Genomic DNA, 915 nt, shown 5'->3' with positions numbered 1-915 from the left:
CCGCGGTGACCGGCTCACCGGCCTTCACGTCCGCCACCACGTACAACGACCGGCGGAACCGCAACCCCTCCTTCTCCTGCGCCCGCGCCCCGATCCGCGGCTGCCCCAAGCACTGCCACGCCACCGTGGTCTGCGACACCAACGCCGCCAGCTCCTCCGGCTCGGAGGAGAACGCCGAGTCCACCCCACCACCCGCACGCGCCAACGTCACATGCTTCTCCACCAGCACCGCACCCAACGCCACCGCCGCGACCGCCGCACCGATCCCGATCGTGTGATCGGAGTACCCGATCAACGTGGAGAACGCATCCCCCATCACCGGGATCCCCCGCAGATTCGACTCCGACGGGTCCGCCGGGTAGTTCGCCGTGCACGCCAGCACCACCACCTGCTCGTTACCCGTCGAGCGGGCCGCCGCCACCGCCGCGTCGATCTCACTGATCGAGGCCATCCCGGTCGAGATGATCACCGGCTTGCCCTTGGAGGCCGCCGCCCGGATCAACGGCAGGTCCACGATCTCCGACGAAGCGATCTTGTACGCCGGCGCCCCCAGCTCCTCCAACAGCTCGATCGCGGTCGGGTCGAACGGGGAGGAGAACACCGTGATCCCCACCTTCTTCGCCTCGGCGAAGATCGGCTCGTGCCACTCCCACGGCGTGTGCGCCTCGGTGTACAGATCCCACAGGGTCCGCCCACCCCACAGCTCATGACCCTCCGAGAGGCGGAAGTCCGGCGCATCGGACTCGATCGTGATCGTCTCCGGCTTGTACGTCTGCAGCTTCACCGCGTGCGCACCCGCCGCCGCGGCCATCCGCACGATCTCCAACGCCTTGTCCAACGACCCGTCATGATTCCCCGACATCTCCGCGATGATGTACGGCTCGTGCTCCGGACCGATCCAACGACCGGCGATCT

At 68.1% G+C, this 915-nt stretch carries 1 protein-coding gene; it reads right to left on the bottom strand.

Features of this window, described 5'->3' with window-relative positions; translation table 11 throughout:
* On the bottom strand, nucleotides 1–898 hold an 898-nt coding region (gene pseI / locus P4R38_RS05210; protein ID WP_277191315.1), incomplete at its 3' end, for a pseudaminic acid synthase.
* Nucleotides 899–915 lie beyond the last annotated feature (17 nt).

This window comes from Luteipulveratus flavus, from assembly GCF_029439465.1.
Lineage (GTDB): Bacteria > Actinomycetota > Actinomycetes > Actinomycetales > Dermatophilaceae > Luteipulveratus > Luteipulveratus flavus.
Note: the sequence above shows the minus strand (reverse complement) of the source record. Positions and strands in the feature narration are given on the sequence as shown.